Origin of the sequence: Pseudomonas sp. BN411, assembly GCF_029871235.1 — a bacterium.
Classification (GTDB): Bacteria; Pseudomonadota; Gammaproteobacteria; order Pseudomonadales; family Pseudomonadaceae; genus Metapseudomonas.
The window spans coordinates 1-18,460 of the sequence record NZ_SSOM01000018.1 but is presented as its reverse complement, the minus strand read 5'-3'; the positions used below and the strand labels follow the sequence as shown (position 1 = coordinate 18,460).

Genomic DNA, 18,460 nt, shown 5'->3' with positions numbered 1-18,460 from the left:
CTGGGAGAGCGCTTGCATGGCATGCAAGAGGTCGACGGTTCGATCCCGTCTAGCTCCACCAAATCGATGCTGCGTGCATCACTCAGGGCCAGCCTAGCGCTGGCCCTGCTGTTCGAAGGTTTTGTCCCCTTCGTCTAGTGGCCTAGGACACCGCCCTTTCACGGCGGTAACAGGGGTTCGAGTCCCCTAGGGGACGCCACTTTCAATTTCCCGCTCTGCGGGCTTTTCAAGGGTCATTCCAACTTGGGATGGCCCTTTTGTTTTTCCGCCCGAAAAATTTCCAGCTCCGACGAATGGCGGCAGATGCGACTTGCCAATTTGTATTACGTAAATAATATTATGACTGTAATTCAAATGAAGAGGCCGTTATGAGCGACAAGAAAGCCCAGACCCGCGAGCGCATCCTGCAGGCCGCAGCTTCAGCCATGTTGCAGCACGGCCCGCAGGAGCCGGGCGTGGCTGATGTGATGGGCGCCGCCGGCCTCACGGTAGGAGGGTTCTACGCCCATTTCGCCAGCAAGGACGCGCTGATGCTGGAGGTGTTCGAGCAATTGCTGCGCAAGCGCCGGGACCTCATGGCATTGATCGATTCGAGTCTGCCCGCGCCGGAGCGCCGTGCCCTGGCAGTCGGATTCTATCTGTCGCGCAAACATCGGGATGCCACGCGCTCCGGTTGTCCGCTGCCCAGTTCCCTGGGCGCGCTACCGCAGCTTCCTGAGGCTTACCGGGCGGTGCTGGTTGAGCATCTGGAAGTACTCAGCGCCGCAATGTGCGACAGCCCGGAAGAGGCCGACATGGCCCTCGCCGACATCGCCCTGATGGTGGGTGGCCTGGCCCTGGCTCGTGCCCTGGGCGAGGGAGACCTGTCCGACCGAGTACTGCGCGCCGCCAAGTCAGCGGTCATTTGAGGAGCCTGAACATGAATAGCCTGAGCCTCATCCGCGGCGTCAATGCCACCCTCGGTCGCCTGGCCCCGCAGGCTGTCGCGCGCCGCATGCGTCGTCAGTTCATGACGCCCCGCAACCTGCCTCCGCGGGATTGGGAAATGCCGCTGCTCGGCAGCTCCGAACGCATCACCCTACGCTTCGGTCTTTCCGCGCTGCGCTGGGGCAGTGGCCCGACTGTGTTGCTGATGCATGGCTGGGAAGGGCGCCCAACCCAGTTCGCCAGCTTGATCCAGGCCCTGGTGGATGCCGGTTACGGCGTAGTGGCGCTGGATGCTCCGGCCCACGGCCGCTCACCGGGGCGTGAATCCAATGTTGTGCTCTTCGCCCGGGCCTTGCTGGAGGCAGCAGGCGAACTGCCGCCCTTGCATGCAGTAATCGGGCACTCCATGGGTGGCGCCAGCGCCTTGCTGGCCAGCCAGATGGGTCTGCAGGCGCGTGCTTTGGTGAGCATTTCGGCGCCCAGTCGTATCCTCGGGCCACTGCGCAGCTTCGCCCATTACATGGGGCTACCGCCCAAGGCGCGGGCACATTTTGTCAGCCAGGTGGAAACCCACGCGGGGATTCCCGCAGCGAATCTCGACGTGCAGCGCTACCAACTGGATATCCCTGGCCTGGTGGTGCACGCCGACGACGACCCGATAGTGCCCGCCGGTGATGCACAGGTCATCCACGACGCATGGTTCGACAGCCAGTTGCTGCGCCTGGAGCAGGGTGGTCATCAGCGCCTGCTGTCTGATTCCCGGTTGATCAGGGCTGTGCTCGGGTTGCTGGCGCAGGTTCGCGAGCCGTTCAGCGCTGTACAAGCTCTGCGTTGAGCCTCGGCAGGGCTGGCGGGTGACCTGTCGTCAGTGCTCTACTTCCAAGGTTCATCGGCCCGGCGCTGTCGCCTTCGGTGCGGGGCCGGGAACTTTGCAACGTGGAGAACTGACATGAGCCTGACGATGGATGTGGTGCTGCAGCGGGCGCGACCGGTTCTGCCCGTGCTGGTGATCGAAGATATCGGGCTGGCACTGGATCTTGCCGGGGCGCTCAGCGCTGGCGGCGTCGAAGTGCTGGAGGTGACCCTGCGCACGCCGCGCGCGCTCGACGCGCTATCGGCGATCCGCAAGGAGTTCCCGGACCTGCTGGTGGGGGCCGGCACCCTGATCCACACCGAACAATTCCTCGAGGCGCGGGACGCCGGGGCGCATTTCGCCGTCAGCCCCGGTTGCACCGAGCGCCTCGCCGCCGCCGCCGAGGACTCCGGCTTGCCGTACCTGCCCGGCGTGATGACGCCGTCGGAAGTGCTGCTGGCGCTGGAGTACGGTTACCGTTCGCTGAAGCTGTTCCCGGCCAATGGCAATGGCAGCGTGAAGATGCTGAAAACCCTAAAAGGCCCGTTTACCGGTATCCGCTTCTGCCCCACCGGCGGGGTGACGCCGGATAACCTGCTGAGCTTCCTGCGCCTGCCCAACGTGGCTTGTGTGGGCGGTACCTGGATCGCGCCGACGAGCCTGATCCGCGCCCGCGCCTGGGACCAGATCACCCAACTCGCCAGTGAAGCCCGCGAGCTGGCCAGCAGCCTGGAGCACCATTCATGACCTGGGACATGTCCAATCCGTTCGTCATTGACATCAAGGTCGGTGCCGACGACATCGATGGCCTCGGCCATGCCAACAACGCGGTTTACGTCAGCTGGTTGGAGCGCTGTGCCTGGCGGCATTCCCAGAGCCTGGGGCTGGACCTCGCCGAATATCGCCGCCTGGATCGCGCAATGGCGGTGCTTCGGCATGAGATCGATTACCTTGCCGCCGCGTATGAGGACCAGGAGCTGCAAATGGGCACCTGGATCGTCGAGTCGGATCAGAAGCTGAAGATGGATCGTCGCTTCCAGCTGGTTAGGCCGGAGGATGGCACCACTCTGTTGCGAGCCAGGACTACCTTCGTCTGCATCGAGCTGTCCTCCGGCCGGCCCAAGCGCATGCCGACAGAGTTCGTCGAAGGTTACGGCAGCGCGCTGCAGCCGCCATTCCCCCTGGAGCTTTGAGCGTCAGTCCGCCGCGGGTGCGAGGAATACCTCGTGCTCGTCCTGCACGATGCGCAGGTGGCGGACTTCGCCGGGCTCGATGATGGCTGACTGCGGGTTCCCGGCGAACTGACCCGCGCAATAGCCGGAGCCGTGCTGCGCAACCCGCAGGCTCACTTCGCCAGCGGGGACCGGAATGCTCACGGACTGGCCCGGCGCGACCCGCGCCACCAGCTCGTTCTGTACATAAAGTTCGATATCGCAGGCGTTCGGGGCGTTCTCGTCTCGGCTGATCAGCAATTCGCCGAAGGCCTCTGGCACCGGTTGCGGCGGCGGCGACAGTATCGCTTCGCTAGCAGCGAATACCGCCGTGGTGGCCAGCATGACTGCGGCGAGGACGGGTACGAGTGAATTCATCCGGGCAGTTCTCCTGCACTGAATCGGTGAAATTTCGACCATCAGTCCCGTCGTATGCTCCGCGGGATATTCGCCGTCCGTCATGCTGCGTAAACTACGCGCCTTTTTCCTGTGAGCCTTTCCTCCATGCAAATCGCCCTGGCCCCCATGGAGGGGCTGGTCGACGAGATCCTTCGCGATGTGCTGACCCGTGTCGGCGGCATCGACTGGTGTGTGACCGAATTTATCCGGGTCTGCGATCGCCTGTTGGCGGCCAGCACCTTCGAGAAGCTGGCCCCTGAATTGGCCGATGGTGCGCGCACCCGTGCCGGCACGCCCATGCGCGTGCAATTGCTGGGTTCCGATCCGGTCTGTCTGGGGGACAACGCTGCGTTTGCCTGCGAACTCGGGGCGCCGGTGATCGACCTCAATTTCGGCTGCCCGGCCAAAACGGTGAACAAGTCCCGTGGCGGTGCCGTGCTGCTCAAGGAGCCCGAGCTCCTGCACGCGATCGTTCGAGAGGTGCGCCGCGCCGTGCCGGCGGACATTCCGGTGACCGCGAAGATGCGCCTCGGCTTCGAAAGCCCGGACGGCGCCCTGGATTGCGCGCGGGCTTTGGCTGACGCGGGCGCTCAGCAGATCGTGGTGCATGCGCGGACCAAGGTCGAAGGCTACAAGCCGCCGGCACACTGGGAGTGGGTGGCGCGGGTGCAGGAAGCGGTCAAGGTGCCGGTGTTCGCCAACGGCGAAGTCTGGACCCTGGATGACTGGCGCCGTTGCCGCGAAGTGAGTGGTGTGGAAGACATCATGCTTGGCCGGGGTCTGGTATCCCGTCCTGACCTCGCTCGGCAGATCGCCGCCGCGCGCGCTGGCGAGCCGGTGCGGGAAATGACCTGGGCCGAACTCCAGCCCCTGCTCCAGGACTTCTGGCGCCAGGCCCGCAAGAAGCTGGCGCCGCGTTATGCGCCGGGGCGTCTGAAGCAGTGGCTCGGCATGCTCACTCGCAGTTACCCCGAGGCGGTTGCGCTGTTCGCCGAGGTACGCCGTGAAAACGACTGCACGCGGATCGATTCGCTGCTCAGCGTGCCGGACCTGAGCCGGGAATGGGCCGAGGCGGTCTGAAATCTCCGTGAGGGCAGGGCTCTAGCGCCCGCCCGCTACATCCAGGAACGTCCCGCTGGTGTAGGACGCTTCCTCGCTGGCCAGCCAGAGGATCGCGCTGGCCACTTCCTCAGCCTCGCCGCCACGCCCCATGGGCACCGACTGACTCACCCGCTGGACTCGATCCGGCTCGCCGCCGCTGGCGTGGATCTCGGTGCGGATTACACCAGGGCGCACTGCATTGACCCGAATCCCTTCCGTCGCCAGCTCCTTGGCCAGGCCCAGGGTCATGCTGTCGACAGCGCCCTTGGCTGCCGCGTAGTCGATGTACTCGTTCGGCGCGCCGATGCGCGCGGCGATGGAGGACAGGTTGACGATGGCGCCGCCCTGTCCGCCATGGCGGGTGGACATGCGCTTGATGGCTTCCCGCGCGCAGAGGAAGCTGCCCGTCACGTTGGCGCGCAGTACCCGTTCGAATCGGGCGACGTCCATGTCTTCCAGGCGCATCTGTCGTTCCAGCATGCCGGCGTTGTTGACCAGAACGTCCAGCCGCCCGAATGCCTGGTCCAACTGTTCGAACATCGCCAGTACCTGGGCTTCGTCGCCGACGTCCGCACAGAGGGCCAGGGCGCGGCCACCAGCAGCCTCGATTTCCCGCACCAGTGCTTCGGCCGCGTCCCGCTGCTGCCGATAGTTGATTCCCAGGGCGTAGCCGCGTTGCGCGGCGAGGCGCGCCGTGGCGGCGCCGATGCCCCGGCTGGCACCGGTGATCAGCATGACTTTCATGAGTTTTTCCTCGGGGTCTTGAAAAGTTTTCGAGCGTCCATATCTAGGTTACTGCGGGATGCCGAAGTCGGGTCCCGCACTCGAAATACTTGCTGATTATTCAGGAGATCTACATGAGCACTGCATTTTCCCTCGCCCCTCTGTTCCGCCATTCCGTGGGCTTCGACCGCTTCAATGACCTGTTCGAATCCGCCCTGCGCAATGAAGGTGGCAGCACCTATCCGCCCTACAACGTCGAGAAGCACGGTGACGACCAGTACCGCATCGTCATTGCCGTAGCCGGCTTCCAGGAAGAAGACCTGGACCTCCAGGTAGAGCGTGGCGTGCTGGCCGTCAGCGGCGGCAAGCGCGAGAAGAGCGACGAGTCCGTCACCTACCTTCACCACGGTATCGCCCAGCGCGCCTTCAAGCTGTCCTTCCGCCTGGCCGACCACATCGAGGTCAAGGCCGCCGGTCTGCAGAACGGCCTGCTGAATATCGACCTGGTGCGCGTGGTGCCGGAAGAGGCCAAGGCCAAGCGTATCCCTATCAACGGCCAGCGCGCAGTGCTGGAAAACTGATCTCCGGGCTTCACCGGAAATTGAAGAGGGCGCCCACGGGCGCCCTTTTTCATGGCCCGCTTTCAGGCGGTCGTTGCTGACTGTGGGCAAGCAGGGCGCGGAACTCGGCCAGCGGTACCGGCCTGCTGTAAAGGTAGCCCTGGTACAGGTGGCAGCCCTGCTGTTCGAGGAAGTCCAGCTGCTCCTTGCGCTCGACGCCCTCGGCGATCATTTCCAGACCCAGGCTGCGGGCCATGGCGACGATGGCACGAATGATCTCCGCATCGTTGGGGTCCTGGGTGGCGTCGCGGACGAAGGACTGGTCGATCTTCAGCGCATCCACCGGCAGGCGCTTGAGGTAGGTCAGGGAGGAGTAGCCGGTGCCGAAGTCGTCCATGGCGAAGCTGGCGCCCAGTTTCTTCAGGCGGCGCATCTTGCCGATGGTGTCCTCGATGTTCTGGATGACGATGCCTTCGGTGACCTCCAGTTTCAGCAACTGGGCGGGGAGCTGGCTTCGTTGCAGGGCGCGTTCCACACGCTCGACGAAGTCGCTCTGGCGGAACTGCCGCGGGCTGATGTTCACGCAGAGGCCAAAATCGCTGGCGTTGACCAGGCCCTCGGCGAGCAGCTGTTCGCAGGCGTTGCACGCCTCGTTCAGCGCCCAGGCACCGACGTCGAGGATCAGGCCGCTCTCTTCCAGCACCTGGATGAAATGGCCGGGGGACTGTGGCCCCAGGGTCGGATGCTGCCAGCGGAGCAGGGCTTCGGCGCCGACTATGCGGTTGTTGCGAGCATCCACCTGGGGCTGGAAGTGCAGCTCGAACTCGCCGCGGGCCAGTGCCAGGCGCAGGTCGTTCTCCAGGCGCAGGCGTTCGCTGGCCGCCTCCTGCATGGTGCTGCGGAAAATCTGGATGGCGTTACGCCCCGAATCCTTGGCGCGGTACAGGGCGATGTCGGCGCGCTTGAGCAGGTCGGCCGGGCTCGCGCCGTGATCCGGGATCAGGGCGATGCCGATGCTGGGGGTGACCTGAAGCCGATGCCCGTCCAGCAGCATGGGTTCGGCCAGTAGCTTGCGCAGCTTGTCGGCGATTTCCCGAACCTGCCGGGTGACTTCGGAGCGCTTTCCTTCGAGCCCGGTGAGCAGCACCACGAATTCGTCGCCGCCCAGGCGTGCCACGGTGTCTTCCAGCCGCACGCTGGCTTCAAGGCGGGCGGTGACCATCATCAGCACGGCATCGCCAAGCGGATGGCCGAGCGAGTCGTTGATGTGCTTGAAGTGGTCGAGGTCGAGGAAGAGCAGGGCGCCGCGCATCTTGTGACGCTGCAGCAGGGCGATCTGCTGGGTCAGGCGGTCGGTCAGCAGTGCGCGGTTGGGCAGGTTGGTCAGCGGGTCGTGGTAGGCCAGGTGCTGGATCTGTGCCTGGGCGTCCTTGAGCGCGCTGATGTCCCGCGCAGTCAGGAGCAGGCAAGCCGTGCCGTCCAGGTCGATCTGCTCCACCGAGACTTCCACCACCTTCTGGCTGCCGTCGCGATGCTGGCCGAGCATTTCCAGGTGGTGCACGCGGCCATTGCGCCTGAGCTGTTCGAGCAGGTGATCACGCTCGTCGGGCTTGGCCCAGATGTTCATCTCGCTCGCGGTGCGCCCCAGCACTTCGTCGGCGCGGTATCCGGTCAGGCGGCTGAAACCTTCGTTGATCTCGATGTAGCGACCGGTGTCGCGCTCGGTGATGGTGATGGCGTCGGGGCTGGAGTGGAACGCCTTGGCGAACTTCTCCTGGCTGGCCTTGAGCGCCGCCTCGGCCTGCTGGCGCGCGGTGATGTCACGGAAGGTGGTGGTGATGCAGAGCTGGCGTTCGACGCGAATGAAACGGCTGGACACCACACAGGTCAGCAGGCGGCCGTCGCGGGTGTGGAAGCGTGCTTCGACGTTGTCCAACCCCTGGTCGCGCAGCAGTTCGCTGAATAGCCGTGAGCGCTGCTCGGGCTCGGCCCAGAACTGGAGCTGCGGGGCGCTTCTGCCGACGATCTCATCGGGCCGCCAGCCGAACACTTCGCTGAAACTCGGGTTGATTTCGATGAATACGCCGTCTCGGATGCGCGAAACGCAGATCGGGTCGGGGCTGGCCTGGAACAGGGTGACGAACTTCTCTTCCGAGGCCGCTAGGCGCTGTTCGCGGCGAACCCGTTCGCTGATGTCCATGAGGATGCCGGTCATGCGAACGGGGTGGCCGAGGTCGTCCCGGTAGAGCTTGGCGGTGCTTTCCAGGTAGTGCACTTCACCGTTGCTGAAGCGCGTGCGATAGGTCACCTGGTAGTCGTTGCTCCGTCCTTCCAGCAATTCCTGGTAGGCGCGGCGCATGGTCTGGCGGTCCTCTTCCGGCACGCAGACGAAGAACTCGCGGAATTCGCCTTCGAACGGCTCCCTGGCCAGTCCGTGGAGGGCCGAAGCGCGCGCGGAACCGTAGAGAATGCCGGTCGCGATGTGCCAGTCCCAGGTGCCGAGGTCTGCGGACTCAAGCGCCAGGTTGAGGCGCTCCTGGCTGTCCTTCAGGGCCTGCTCCTGGGCGCGTTGGCGCGTGACGTCGCGGGCCGTCAGCACCAGGCAGGTGCGGCCATCCAGCTCGATCTCCTCGCCGTAGAGAAGGCAAGTGGCGCGGCTGCCGTCGCGGTGACGCAGGCTCACTTCCAGTTCGTGGAGGTGGCCTTGGCGCTGCAGGGTGTCGAGCATCCGCTGGCGTTGCGCCGGATCCTCCCAGATGCCCAGTTCCAGGGAACTGTGGCCGATGGTTTCATCCTGGCTCCAGCCGAACTGGCGCTCGAAGCCGGCGTTCACCTCCATGAAACAGCCACTGGCACGGTCGGTGATCACCACCGCGTCGGGCGTGCTGCGGAAAGCCTTGGCGAACTTCTCCTCGCTGCTGCGCAGGGCGTTCTCGGCGCGCTTGCGTTCGGTGGTGTCGAGGAAGGTACTGATCGCGAACGGCTGATCTTCCAGTTCGATGTACTGGCTGGAAAGCACGCCGTCCAGAATGCCTCCGTTGCGCGTGCGCAGTTTCACTTCCTGGGAGATCGGCGCGCCACTGTTGCGGGCATTGCGCAGCAGCCACTCGCGCTGCTCGAGGTCTACCCAGATGCCCAGCTCCAGGGTGGTGCGGCCGATGGTTTCGGACACCGGCCAGCCCAGTACGTGCTCGAAGTGCTGGTTGGCCTCGACTATCAGGCTGTCGGTGAGGCGGACCAGCAGCACGACGTCCGGGCTCAGGTGGAACAGGCTGGAGTAACGCTGCCGGGAGTTGGCCAGGTCCTGGGCGCGCTGCTGTTGCTGGGTGACGTCGCGGATCACGCCGATCATGCGGCGTCGGCCGTCAGTCGTGGGCTGCAGGCTGCCGCTGATCTCCAGCCAATGCAGCGTGCCATCGGGCCAGCGGATGCGGTGCCGCATGGCGCGTTCGGATTGGCGGCCGTCGAGCACTTCGCGGAACAGACGCAGTACTTCGACGCGATCGTCCTCGGGGATCAGCTGGATGTAATTCACTGGGTGCCGCAGCGGACGGTGAGGGTCCAGGCCGAACAGGGCCTGGGCGCCGCGGGACCAGTTGACCTGGCCGGAATCGATGTCCCAGGACCAGGCCCCCAACCGGGCGCCGTTCAGCGCGGCCAGCAGGCTCGCGGCGTCTTGCCAGGATTGCTCGAAGGCGACGGGGTCGAGGGCAGGAACATGGGGAAGCGGAGGGTTCGGGTCACTGGCTTTGCGCATGCGCGCCCCTTTCCGTCGATAGGGCAGATATTCGGGCCGGTGAATGGCGGAAGGTTGCAGCTGCCTTCCCGGCCCTTTTCTTATGTGATGCGGCTCAACTTATCCTTTGCCCTCACAGATACGCAAGGTTGTCGCGCTGGGCGTCCAGCAGCGCCATGAAGGCTTTGGCGGCGTTGGACAGGGTGCGCTCGGTATGCAGGATGTAGCCGAGCTGGCGCGACAGCTGGATGTCCTGCAGGGGCAGGCGTACCACCGAGTCGTCGAGCATGGTGCGCGGCAGCACGCTCCAGGCGATACCGATGGAGACCATCATCTTGATGGTTTCCATGTAGTTGGTGCTCATGGCGATGTTCGGCATCAGGCCCTCGGCCTCGAACATCCGCCGGACGATGTGGTGGGTGAAGGTGTTGCCGCCCGGGAATACCGCCGGATGCCGCGCCACGTCGGGGAGGAAGATGGTCTTGTCGCGGGCCAGCGGGTGTTCCGGCGCGGCGACGAAGTCCAGCGGGTCGTTCCACACCGGCACCGCTTGCACCGGCAATGCCGTTTCTGGCGCCAGGGTGATCACGGCCAGCTCCACGCGGCCGTGGAGAATCTCCTCGTAGGCCACTTCCGAGTCGAGGAACTGGATGTCCAGCGCGACCTGGGGGTAGGCGCGGGTGAAGGCGCGCAGCAGGGGCGGCAGGCGATGCAGGCCAATGTGGTGGCTGGTGGCCAGGGTCAGGCGGCCGCTGATGTCGCCGGACAGGTTGCTCAGGGCGCGGCGGGTGTCGTCCAGCACATTGAGAATCTGATAGGCGCGCGGGAGCAGGGCGCGCCCGGCCTCGGTCAGGCTCACTTCGCGACCCAGGCGGTCGAACAGGCGCACACTGAGCTGCTGTTCCAGCGAGGCGATGCGCTTGCTCACGGCAGGCTGGGTCAGGTGCAGGCGTTCCCCGGCTTCGGAGAAGCTGCCGGTCTCGGCAATGGCGATGAAAGCATTGAGGCTGGCCAAATCCATATCTGGGCTCCATGGGTTGCGCCGCTAGGATCTGCATTCCTTAGTGGAATGCTTTAAATAAAAAATATGAATTTGAGTTATTGGATGCAAGCCCCTAGGATCGACCCCACAAGCAAAAGGGGCTTTTGACCCCTGCGCACAGAAACAAGCTGACGAGGACCTGACGATGGCCGGCAAGACGCTCTACGACAAGCTCTGGGATGCTCACGAGGTGAAGCGCCGCGACGATGGTTCGTCGCTGATCTACATCGACCGTCACATCCTTCACGAAGTGACCTCACCGCAGGCCTTCGAAGGGCTGCGCCTGGCCGGTCGCAAACCGTGGCGCATCGACGCCAACATCGCCACCCCGGACCACAACGTGCCGACCACCCGCGCCGAGCGCCAGGGCGGCCTCGAAGCGATCGCCGACGAAGTGTCGCGTATCCAGGTCAAGACCCTGGACGAGAACTGCGATGACTTCGGCATTCTCGAATTCAAGATGAACGACGTGCGTCAGGGCATCGTCCACGTGGTTGGCCCGGAGCAGGGCGCCACCCTGCCGGGCATGACCGTGGTCTGCGGCGACTCGCACACCTCCACCCACGGCGCCTTCGGTGCGCTGGCCCACGGCATCGGCACCTCCGAAGTCGAACACGTGCTGGCTACCCAGTGCCTGGTGGCGAAGAAGATGAAGAACATGCAAGTGCGCGTGGAGGGCAAGCTGCCCGCCGGCGTCACTGCGAAGGACATCGTGCTGGCCGTCATCGGCAGGATCGGCACCGCCGGTGGCAACGGCCACGCCCTGGAATTCGCCGGCAGCGCCATTCGTGACCTGTCCGTCGAAGGCCGTATGACGATCTGCAACATGTCCATCGAAGCTGGTGCCCGCGTGGGCCTGGTGGCGGTGGACGAAAAGACCATCGCTTACGTCGAAGGCCGTCCCTTCGCGCCGAAGGGCGCTGACTGGGACAAGGCCGTGGCTGCCTGGCGCAATCTGGTTTCCGATGCCGACGCGCACTTCGACACTGTGGTCGAGCTGCGTGCCGAAGACATCAAGCCGCAGGTGAGCTGGGGCACTTCGCCGGAGATGGTGCTGCCGGTCGACCAGCGTGTGCCGGACCCGGCTGCCGAGGCCGATCCGGTCAAGCGCGGTTCCATCGAACGCGCCCTGAAGTACATGGGCCTCGCCGCCAACCAGGCGATTACCGATATCCAGCTGGACCGCGTATTCATTGGTTCCTGCACCAACTCGCGCATTGAAGACCTGCGTGCCGCCGCCGAAGTCGCCAAGGGCCGCAAGGTCGCCGCCACCGTCAAGCAGGCACTGGTGGTGCCGGGCTCCGGCCTGGTCAAGCAACAGGCCGAACAGGAAGGCCTGGACAAGATCTTCCTCGAGGCGGGCTTCGAATGGCGCGAGCCGGGCTGCTCCATGTGCCTGGCAATGAACCCGGACCGCCTGGAGAGTGGCGAGCATTGCGCCTCCACCTCCAACCGCAACTTCGAGGGTCGTCAGGGCGCCGGTGGTCGTACCCACCTGGTCAGCCCGGCCATGGCCGCCGCTGCTGCGGTGATCGGTCGTTTTGTCGATGTTCGCGAGTTGCTCAAGTAAGGAAGGAGAGTCGAGATGAAAGCCTTTACCCAACACACCGGTCTCGTCGCTCCGCTGGATCGCGCCAACGTCGACACCGATCAGATCATCCCCAAGCAGTTCCTCAAGTCGATCAAGCGCACCGGCTTCGGTCCCAACCTGTTCGACGAATGGCGTTACCTGGATGTGGGCCAGCCCAACCAGGACAACTCCAAGCGTCCGGTGAACAAGGACTTCGTGCTGAACTTCCCGCGCTACCAGGGTGCCAGCGTGCTGCTCGCCCGCGAGAACTTCGGTTGCGGTTCCTCCCGTGAGCACGCCCCCTGGGCGCTGGAGGAGTACGGCTTCCGCGCCATCATCGCGCCGAGCTACGCCGACATCTTCTTCAACAACAGCTTCAAGAACGGCCTGCTGCCGATCATTCTGAAAGACGAAGAAGTCGACGAACTGTTCCAACAGTGCGAGGCCGCCGAGGGCTACCAGCTGACCGTCGACCTCGCCGCGCAGACCGTCACCCGTCCGGATGGCAAGCAGTACAGCTTCGAGGTGGACGCGTTCCGCAAGCACTGCCTGCTCAATGGCCTGGACGACATCGGCCTGACCCTGCAGGACGCTGAAGCGATCAAGACCTTCGAAGGCAAACACCGCCAGGAAAGCCCCTGGCTGTTCCGCGACGCCTGATATCAAGGAGAGCGACGTGAGCGACAAGGCCCATGAGCAAGTGGTCCAGCGCCAGTTCGGCGAGCAGGCCTCTGCCTACCTGAATAGCGCCGTGCATGCCCAGGGCACCGAGTTCGCCCTGCTGCAAGCCGAAGTAGCCGGGCGCGGTGACGCGCGCGTGCTGGACCTCGGTTGCGGCGCGGGCCATGTGGCCTTCCAGGTGGCACCGCTGGTCGGTGAAGTCGTCGCTTACGATCTCTCCGCGCAGATGCTCGACGTGGTGGCCAGTGCCGCTTCCCAGCGCGGTCTGCGCAACGTCGTCACCCAGCAGGGGATGGCCGAGGCGCTGCCGTTTGCCGACGCCAGCTTCGATTTCGTCTTCAGCCGCTATTCGGCGCATCACTGGAGCGACCTGGGCGTAGCCCTGCGCGAAGTTCGCCGCGTACTCAAACCGGGCGGCGTGGCTGCTTTCATCGACGTGGCTTCGCCTGGCCGTCCGTTACTGGATACCCACCTGCAAACCGTCGAAGTGCTGCGCGACACCAGCCACGTGCGTAACTACTCGCCCGCCGAGTGGCTACGCCAGGTTGCCGAGGCCGGTCTGCAGACGCGCAGTCACACGCGCCAGCGGCTGCGCCTGGAGTTCGCCTCCTGGGTAGAGCGCATGCGCACACCGGCGGTGTTCCGCGAGGCCATCCTGGCCTTGCAGGCATCCGTGGGTGATGAGGTTCGCGAGTATTTCGAAATTTCCGCGGACGGCTCCTTCAGCACCGATGTCCTGGTGCTCTGGGCCGAACGCTAGAACGCATTGCATGGCGCGGAGTGCGCCTAACGAGAGGAAAGCATGAGCAAGCAGATTCTGATTCTCCCCGGCGACGGTATCGGCCCGGAGATCATGGCCGAAGCGGTCAAGGTGCTGGAGCTGGCCAACGACAAGTTCCAGCTCGGTTTCGAACTGACTGAAGACGTCATCGGCGGTGCTGCCATCGACAAGCACGGCGTACCCCTGGCCGACGAAACCCTGGAGCGCGCACGCAAGGCCGATGCCGTACTGCTGGGCGCTGTAGGTGGTCCGAAATGGGACAAGATCGAGCGTGACATCCGTCCGGAGCGCGGTCTGCTGAAGATCCGTTCGCAACTGGGCCTGTTCGCCAACCTGCGCCCGGCCATCCTTTATCCGCAACTGGCCGAAGCCTCCAGCCTCAAGCCGGAAGTGGTCGCTGGCCTCAACATTCTGATCGTTCGCGAGCTGACCGGTGGTATCTACTTCGGCCAGCCCCGTGAGCAGCGTGTGCTGGAGAACGGCGAGCGCCAGGCGTACGACACCCTGCCGTACAGCGAGAGCGAGATCCGCCGCATTGCCCGCGTTGGTTTCGACATGGCCCGCGTGCGCGACAAGAAGCTGTGCTCGGTGGACAAGGCCAACGTGCTGGCCTCCAGCCAGCTGTGGCGCGAAGTGGTGGAAGAGGTGGCCAAGGATTATCCGGACGTCGAGCTCAGCCACATGTACGTCGACAACGCCGCCATGCAACTGGTGCGTGCGCCCAAGCAGTTCGACGTGATGGTCACCGACAACATGTTCGGCGACATCCTGTCGGATGAGGCTTCCATGCTCACCGGCTCCATCGGCATGCTGCCTTCTGCCTCGCTGGATTCGAACAACAAGGGTATGTACGAACCTTGCCACGGTTCTGCGCCGGACATCGCCGGCCAGGGCATTGCCAACCCGTTGGCGACCATACTCTCCGTATCGATGATGCTCCGCTACAGCTTCAACCAGACCGCTGCCGCCGACGCCATCGAGAAGGCCGTCAGCCTGGTGCTGGACCAGGGGCTGCGGACCGGCGATATCTACTCCGCCGGTGCGACCAAGGTCGGTACTCGCGAAATGGGCGATGCAGTGGTCGCGGCACTGCGTAATCTGTAATCTGTCGGGCCCGCTGGAATACCGGCGGCCCACTTTTCAAGAAAGGTGTAGTTGTCATGAAGCGTGTAGGTCTGATCGGTTGGCGCGGCATGGTGGGTTCCGTTCTCATGCAGCGAATGCTGGAAGAGCGGGATTTCGACCTGATCGAGCCGGTGTTCTTCACCACTTCCAATGTCGGTGGCCAGGGCCCTGCGGTCGGCAAGGACATTGCTCCGCTGAAGGATGCCTACAGCATCGACGAGCTGAAGAGCCTCGATGTGATCCTGACCTGCCAGGGCGGCGACTACACCAACGAGGTGTTCCCCAAGCTGCGCGAAGCCGGTTGGCAGGGCTACTGGATCGACGCCGCTTCCAGCCTGCGCATGCAGGATGACGCAGTGATCGTCCTCGATCCGGTAAACCGCAAGGTCATCGATCAGAAGCTGGACGCTGGTACCAAGAACTACATCGGTGGCAACTGCACCGTCAGCCTGATGCTGATGGCCCTGGGCGGCCTGTTCGAAGCTGGACTGGTGGAGTGGATGAGCGCCATGACCTACCAGGCGGCCTCCGGCGCCGGCGCTCAGAACATGCGCGAACTGATCAAGCAGATGGGCGCAACCCATGCTGCGGTCGCCGATGATCTGGCCAATCCGGCCAGTGCCATCCTCGACATCGACCGCAAGGTGGCTGAAGCCATGCGCGGCGAAGACTTCCCCACCGAAAACTTCGGCGTTCCCCTGGCTGGCAGCCTGATCCCGTGGATCGACAAGGAACTGCCCAACGGCCAGAGCCGCGAAGAGTGGAAGGGCCAGGCCGAGACCAACAAGATCCTCGGTCGCATCAAGAGCCCGATCCCGGTGGACGGCATCTGCGTGCGCATCGGCGCCATGCGTTGCCACAGCCAGGCGCTGACCATCAAGCTGAACAAGGACGTGCCGATCGCCGACATCGAAGGCATGATCAGCCAGCACAACCCCTGGGTGAAACTGGTGCCCAACCAGCGCGAAATCAGCATGCGCGAACTGACCCCGACCGCCGTGACCGGTACCCTGACCGTTCCGGTTGGCCGCCTGCGCAAGCTCAACATGGGCTCGCAGTACCTGGGCGCCTTCACCGTTGGCGACCAGCTCCTCTGGGGCGCCGCCGAGCCGCTGCGCCGCATGCTGCGCATCCTGCTGGAGCGTTGATGGCAGGGAGGGTGTCGATGAGGCTCGTCGGCACCTTCTGACCCTCGATTGCCTGTGTGCGGGGTGGCGGTTAAAGTGCCGCTCCCCGCATCGCCAGAAGTTCTCCCCCATGAGCCAGTCCCTCGATATCGCCGTGATCGGCGCCACCGGCACCGTTGGCGAAACCCTCGTCCAGATCCTAGAAGAGCGGGAATTCCCGGTCGGCAACCTGCATCTGCTCGCCAGCGGCGAGTCCGCTGGGGCGTCCGTTCCCTTCAAGGGCCGTAACCTGCGGGTACGGGACGTGGCCGATTTCGATTTCTCCCAGGTCCATCTCGCCTTCTTTGCTGCCGGCGAGGCGGTTACCCGCGGTTTCGCTGCACGTGCGACAGCGGCCGGTTGCTCGCTGATCGACCTGTCCGGTGCTCTCGATCCGGCTGAAGCACCTGGTCTGGTCCCGGAAGCCAACCCTCAATCGCTCGACACGTTGACGGCGCCGTACCGGCTGACCAGTCCCAGCGCTTCGGCGGTCGCCCTGGCTTGCGTACTGGCGCCGCTCGGCGATCTGCTCAAGCCGCAACGACTCAGCGTGATGGCCAGCCTCGCGGTATCCAGTCGTGGTCGTGAAGGTGTCACCGAATTGGCCCGCCAGACTGCGGAGCTGCTCAACGCGCGACCACTGGAGCCGCGCTTCTTCGATCGACAGATCGCCTTCAATGTCCTGGCGCAGGCCGGTGAGCCGGATGCCGAGGGGCATATCGCCCTGGAACGGCGACTGGCTGGCGAGATCAAGCAGCTGCTTGGCTTGCCGGGCCTTCGTGTGTCCACCACCTGCGCCCTGGCCCCGGTCTTCTTCGGCGACAGCCTGGCGGTATCCGTCGTGGCTGAGCAGCCGGTGGACCTTGAGCGAGTACGTGAGCGGCTGGCGACGGCGCCGGGCGTCGAATTCGTGGAAGAGGAGGGCGATTATCCGACCGCTGTCGGCGACGCCGTGGGGCAGGATTCGGTATATGTAGGAAGGGTTCGGGGTGGGTTGGATGACCCCAGTGAACTCAATTTGTGGATTGCTTCAGATAATGCGAGAAAAGGCGCTGCGCTGAATGCCGTGCAGTCGGCCGAGTTGTTGATAAAACACTATCTGTCAAAGATACTTACCTGAAAATTTGTAGAAATATTCTAGCTTGACAATACTGGCTTGGCCTTATCGTTGATGGGGAGCCGCCGTTTCGGCGCGCGCAGGCAGCGACTTAAGACCCTCATCTCGCGCAGCGAGAAAAAAGATAAAACAAGGGAATCACTCTATGGTTCGGGTTCGCAAACTTGTGCTGGCAATCGCGGCTGCAACCGCGCTGACTTCGGGTGTTGCCAACGCCCTCGGGCTCGGGGAAGTCACCCTGCGCTCGTCCTTGAACCAGCCCCTGGATGCGGAGATCGAACTGCTCGAAGTGCGTGACCTGGCGTCGGCCGAGGTCAAGCCGAACCTGGCGTCGGCCGAGGATTTCTCCAAGGCTGGCGTGGATCGTCAGTACTTCCTGCAGGACCTCAAGTTCACACCCGTCCTCAAGCCCAATGGCCGCAGTGTCATTCGAGTGACCTCCAGCAAGCCGGTCCGTGAACCCTATCTGAATTTCCTGGTCGAGGTGCTCTGGCCCAACGGCCGTCTGCTGCGTGAGTACACGCTGCTCCTCGATCCACCGCTCTATTCGCCTCAGGCCGCAGCCGCCGCAGCGCCGAAGATTCCGGTCGCCGCACCTGCTCCGGCGCCGCGTCCCGCGGTAGCTCCGGCTCCTGCCCCGGTCCGCACCGCTCCTGCAGCTCCTGTCGCCGCCGCACCGCGTCCGAGTGCCCCGGCTGCAGCGCCGGCCGCCGCGCCCAAGGCGCCGACCGATGAATACCGCACTACTTCTCGCGACACCCTCTGGGAGATCGCCGACCGTACCCGTGCCAGTGGTTCGGTGCACCAGGCGATGCTGGCTATCCAGGACCTGAACCCGGATGCCTTCGTCGACGGCAATATCAATCGACTGAAGAGCGGCCAGGTCCTGCGCCTGCCTGATGAAAAGCAGATCGCCAGCCGTTCCCAGGCCGAGGCCATCGCCCAGGTCCAGGCACAGAACACCGCGTGGCGTGAAGGCCGCAGCCTGGCGGGGGAGGGCAAGCGCCAGCTCGACGCCACCAAGCGCACCAGTGCCGGCGACGCCCCCGAGAAGGTTGAAACCGAGGACAATCTGCGACTGGTATCCGCCGCCAGCGGCAAGGCTTCCAGTGGCAGCGACAAGGGCGCCAACGGCGAAAGCAAGGCGCTCAGCGACAAATTGGCCGTGACCCAGGAAAGCCTGGACTCGACTCGTCGCGAGAATGACGAACTGAAGAGTCGGATGACCGACCTGCAGAGCCAGATGGACAAGCTGCAGCGTCTGATCCAGCTCAAGGACAGCCAGCTCGCCAAGCTGCAGGCCGACATGGCCGGTCAGGGCAAGCAGGCTCCTGCTGCTCCGGCAACTCCGGCAACTCCGGCTGCTACTCCTGCTGCCGCTGCTCCGGCCAAGCCGGCAGAGGCCTCGGCACAACCCGCGCCGGCCGCACCTGTAGCACCGGCAACTGCAGCTGCGCCCGCTCCGTCC

General features: G+C 64.4%; 17 protein-coding genes and 1 tRNA gene. 14 read left to right on the top strand and 4 right to left on the bottom strand.

Annotated features, from left to right (window positions below; translation table 11 throughout):
• The first annotated feature begins 123 nt into the window (after nt 1-123).
• The 5 genes from E8F06_RS00840 (at nt 124) to E8F06_RS00820 (ending at nt 2,973) form a co-directional block, all read left to right on the top strand.
• Nucleotides 124-199: transfer RNA gene (locus tag E8F06_RS00840), tRNA-Glu, on the top strand.
• Between the two features lie 169 nt (nt 200-368).
• On the top strand, nt 369-908 hold the full coding sequence (locus tag E8F06_RS00835; protein ID WP_280363241.1) for a TetR/AcrR family transcriptional regulator: 540 nt from the start codon (nt 369-371) through the stop codon (nt 906-908).
• An 11-nt stretch (nt 909-919) separates the two neighbouring features.
• The gene (locus tag E8F06_RS00830) at nt 920-1,762 is read left to right on the top strand and encodes an alpha/beta fold hydrolase (protein ID WP_280363239.1); all 843 of its coding nucleotides are present in this window, start codon (nt 920-922) and stop codon (nt 1,760-1,762) included.
• A 114-nt stretch (nt 1,763-1,876) separates the two neighbouring features.
• Nucleotides 1,877-2,527, top strand: coding sequence for a bifunctional 4-hydroxy-2-oxoglutarate aldolase/2-dehydro-3-deoxy-phosphogluconate aldolase (locus tag E8F06_RS00825; protein ID WP_280363237.1), 651 nt, complete (start codon nt 1,877-1,879; stop codon nt 2,525-2,527).
• Nucleotides 2,524-2,973 (top strand): thioesterase family protein, encoded by a 450-nt coding sequence (locus E8F06_RS00820; RefSeq protein ID WP_280363235.1) that lies wholly within the window; start codon nt 2,524-2,526, stop codon nt 2,971-2,973. Before E8F06_RS00825 ends, E8F06_RS00820 begins: the two co-directional genes overlap by 4 nt.
• Before the next feature lie 3 nt (nt 2,974-2,976).
• On the opposite strand, the gene E8F06_RS00815 is transcribed toward E8F06_RS00820, so the two are convergent.
• Entirely contained in the window at nt 2,977-3,369 is a 393-nt protein-coding gene (locus E8F06_RS00815; RefSeq protein ID WP_280363233.1) for a hypothetical protein, read from the bottom strand.
• 126 nt (nt 3,370-3,495) lie between these two features.
• On the opposite strand from E8F06_RS00815, the gene E8F06_RS00810 reads away from it, so the two are divergent.
• A complete protein-coding gene (locus E8F06_RS00810; RefSeq protein WP_280363231.1) occupies nt 3,496-4,470 on the top strand; it encodes a tRNA-dihydrouridine synthase in 975 nt (324 codons plus the stop codon).
• A 21-nt stretch (nt 4,471-4,491) separates the two neighbouring features.
• On the opposite strand, the gene E8F06_RS00805 is transcribed toward E8F06_RS00810, so the two are convergent.
• Nucleotides 4,492-5,226 (bottom strand): SDR family oxidoreductase, encoded by a 735-nt coding sequence (locus tag E8F06_RS00805; protein WP_280363244.1) that lies wholly within the window; start codon nt 5,224-5,226, stop codon nt 4,492-4,494.
• Between the two features lie 122 nt (nt 5,227-5,348).
• On the opposite strand from E8F06_RS00805, the gene E8F06_RS00800 reads away from it, so the two are divergent.
• Complete coding sequence (locus E8F06_RS00800) at nt 5,349-5,795, top strand: Hsp20 family protein (RefSeq protein ID WP_226283917.1); 447 nt, start codon at nt 5,349-5,351, stop codon at nt 5,793-5,795.
• 49 nt (nt 5,796-5,844) lie between these two features.
• On the opposite strand, the gene E8F06_RS00795 is transcribed toward E8F06_RS00800, so the two are convergent.
• Nucleotides 5,845-9,531: a PAS domain S-box protein gene (locus E8F06_RS00795; protein ID WP_280363229.1), complete on the bottom strand. Its 3,687-nt coding sequence runs from the start codon at nt 9,529-9,531 to the stop codon at nt 5,845-5,847.
• A 112-nt stretch (nt 9,532-9,643) separates the two neighbouring features.
• Nucleotides 9,644-10,531, bottom strand: a complete 888-nt coding sequence (locus E8F06_RS00790; RefSeq protein WP_028631318.1) for a LysR family transcriptional regulator — start codon at nt 10,529-10,531, stop codon at nt 9,644-9,646.
• Nucleotides 10,532-10,697: 166 nt separating this feature from the next.
• On the opposite strand from E8F06_RS00790, the gene leuC reads away from it, so the two are divergent.
• The 7 genes from leuC to E8F06_RS00755 form a co-directional block, all read left to right on the top strand.
• A complete protein-coding gene (leuC, locus tag E8F06_RS00785; protein WP_280363227.1) occupies nt 10,698-12,122 on the top strand; it encodes a 3-isopropylmalate dehydratase large subunit in 1,425 nt (474 codons plus the stop codon).
• A gap of 15 nt (nt 12,123-12,137) precedes the next feature.
• On the top strand, nt 12,138-12,782 hold the full coding sequence (gene leuD / locus E8F06_RS00780; RefSeq protein WP_280363225.1) for a 3-isopropylmalate dehydratase small subunit: 645 nt from the start codon (nt 12,138-12,140) through the stop codon (nt 12,780-12,782).
• 16 nt (nt 12,783-12,798) lie between these two features.
• Nucleotides 12,799-13,563: a class I SAM-dependent methyltransferase gene (locus E8F06_RS00775; protein ID WP_280363223.1), complete on the top strand. Its 765-nt coding sequence runs from the start codon at nt 12,799-12,801 to the stop codon at nt 13,561-13,563.
• Nucleotides 13,564-13,605: 42 nt separating this feature from the next.
• Entirely contained in the window at nt 13,606-14,688 is a 1,083-nt protein-coding gene (gene leuB, locus E8F06_RS00770) for a 3-isopropylmalate dehydrogenase (protein ID WP_280363221.1), read from the top strand.
• Between the two features lie 56 nt (nt 14,689-14,744).
• Nucleotides 14,745-15,857: an aspartate-semialdehyde dehydrogenase gene (asd, locus tag E8F06_RS00765; RefSeq protein WP_280363218.1), complete on the top strand. Its 1,113-nt coding sequence runs from the start codon at nt 14,745-14,747 to the stop codon at nt 15,855-15,857.
• A gap of 109 nt (nt 15,858-15,966) precedes the next feature.
• Nucleotides 15,967-16,995 (top strand): aspartate-semialdehyde dehydrogenase, encoded by a 1,029-nt coding sequence (locus E8F06_RS00760; RefSeq protein WP_280363216.1) that lies wholly within the window; start codon nt 15,967-15,969, stop codon nt 16,993-16,995.
• A gap of 142 nt (nt 16,996-17,137) precedes the next feature.
• Nucleotides 17,138-18,460 (top strand): FimV/HubP family polar landmark protein (locus E8F06_RS00755; RefSeq protein WP_280363213.1); only part of this gene is annotated, 1,323 nt, incomplete at its 3' end.